At 75.6% G+C, this 2,435-nt stretch carries 1 protein-coding gene; it reads right to left on the bottom strand.

The features are described from left to right. A partial coding sequence (locus ACZ6W9_RS36900) for an acyltransferase domain-containing protein (RefSeq protein ID WP_470121854.1) occupies positions 1 to 2,435 on the bottom strand: 2,435 nt, incomplete at both ends.

Here is a 2,435-nt window from a genome sequence, read left to right as displayed (position 1 = left end):
GCCTCCAGCTCCGCGACCAGCTCACCGGCACCCGGAGCCCGCAGGCCACGCCGGGAGACCAGCAGCAGATCCCGCACCCCGTGCCGCACCACCAGATGCCGGGCCGTCAACGCACCCAGACCACCGGTCCCACCGGTCACCAGAACCGTCCCCTCCGTCACCGGGACCGGCCCGGCCGCGGGACCGCGGCGGACCAGGCGGGGCGTCAGCAGGGCGTCGCCCGTGGCCGCGAACTGGGTCTCGCCCGCCGCGACGGCCGCGGCCACCCGGTCCCAGTCGCGGAAGCCCGCCGGCACCTCGGCCAGGACGAGGCGGCCCGGCTGCTCGGTCTGCGCCGACCGCACCAGCCCCCACACCGCCGCCGCGGCGAGGTCACCGGACCGGGTCACGAGGACGAGCCGGGAGCCCGCGAACCGCTCGTCACCGAGCCAGCCCTGTACGAGGTCGAGCACCTGGCGCAGACCGTCGTGGACCGAGTACGGCAGGTCGTCGGCGTCTCCCCGGCAGGGCGCCAGCACCAGGCCGGGCACCTCGCCCGCGCTCATGTCGGCCAGCGAGAACAGGTCGTAGTAGCGCGGCGCGGGCGTCCCGGCCGCCGCCAGGCCGGCCTCGATCTCGTCGGCGAACTCGTCGAACCCGACCACCGCCCACCGCGCGTTCCCCGGGGCGCCGGTCGCGGCGGTCTCGGTCCATTCGAGCGCGTAGGGCGCGGTCCCGGTGGAGGGGCGGGCGGCGCTCCTCGGGGTCTCGCGGAGTGCCAGGGTCTCGACGCCGGCGATCCACTCGCCCGTACCGTCGAAGAGCGCCAGCGCGATCCGACCGCCGCCCTTCTCCGTGATCCGTACGCGGAGGGCGTCGGCGCCGCGGGCGGACACGCGGAGGCCGCTCCAGGAGAACGGCAGCAGCAGGGTGTCCCCGTCGTGGCCCGACTCGTGGACGGTCAGATGCAGGGCCGCGTCCAGGAGGGCGGGGTGGAGGGTGAAGCGGCCGGCGTCCCCGCGCACCAGGTCGGGCAGGGCGACCTCGGCGTAGGCGTGGCCGTCCGTGTGCCAGGCGGCGCGCAGGCCCTGGAAGGCGGGGCCGTAGTCGTAGCCGCGTCCGGCGAGCCGGTCGTACACATCGGTCAGATCGACCGCGGTCCCCTCCGGCGGCCAGGACGTCAGCCGCTCGGAGGCGGTCGCCGGAGCCGTGCCGAGCAGGCCGTCCGCGTGCGCCGTCCAGGGATCGTCGTCGGACCGCCGGGCGTGGACGCCGACCGTGCGGCGGCCCTGATCGTCCGGCCCGCCCACGGCCACCTGCACCTGTACGGACCCGGACTCGGGCAGGAACAGCGGCGCGTCCAGCGTCAGGTCCTCCAGCAGGTCGCAGCCCGCGTGGGCGGCGGCCTCCAGCGCCAGTTCGGCGAAGGCCGTGCCGGGCAACAGCACCGCGCCGTCCACGGCGTGGTCGGCCAGCCACGGGGTCGTGGCCGGGGACAGCCGTCCGGTCAGCAGGAAGCCGTCGGCGGCGGCGAGCGGGACGATCCGGTCGAGCAGCGGATGCGGGGAGGAGCCGGAATCCGTCGCCACCGGATCGAGCCAGTAGCGGTCGCGCTGGAAGGCGTAGGCGGGCGGGCTCACGGCGGGACGCGAACCGGATCCAAGGACCGCCGTCCAGGAGACCTCCGCGCCCAGCGTCCACGCCTGGGCCAGGGAGAGGAGCATCCGGCGCGGACCGCCCTCGTCACGGCGCAGCGACCCGCACACCCCGGCCTCGACCCCGGCGGCGCGGCAGCTGTCCGTCACATTCCCGAGCAGCACCGGGTGCGGGCTGACCTCGATGAACACCGGCGAGTCCGGCTCGGCCGCGGTTCTGATCGCCTCGTCGAACAGCACCGGACGGCACAGGTTGCCGATCCAGTACGTCTCCGTCAGGGTCGTGCCCTCGACGAACGCCGCCTCGACCGAGGAGCAGAACCGCACGTCGCCCTCGACCGGCCACACCCCGGCCAGCGCCTTCTCCAGTTCGGGAACGAGGGCGCGCATGTGCGGGGTGTGGCTGGCGTAGTCGATGTCGACCCGGCGCGCTCTGACGCCCGGGTGCCCGGCGAGCTCGTCCAGGGCGTCGAGGTCGCCGGCCACCACGCAGCTCTCCGGGCTCGCGTGCACGGCCACCCAGAGGCGGTCCCGCCACCGCGATCCGATCAGCTCGCCGGCCTCGGCGGCGGGCAGGTCGATCGCGGCCATGCCGCCCGTGCCGTCCGCCTGGGCGATGATCCGGCTGCGCAGGACCATGATCCGGGCCGCGTCTTCGAGGGACAGCGCGCCGGCGGCGCAGGCCGCCGCGATCTCGCCCTGCGAGTGGCCCACGACGGCCTGGGGCTCCACCCCCGCCGCCCGCCACACCGCGGCCAACCCCACCATGACCGCCCACAACACCGGCTGGATCACCTGCGA

The organism is Streptosporangium sp. NPDC053982 (genome assembly GCF_055585205.1).
The sequence above is the reverse complement of the archived record's forward strand: the minus strand, read 5'-3'. Positions and strand labels throughout refer to the sequence as shown.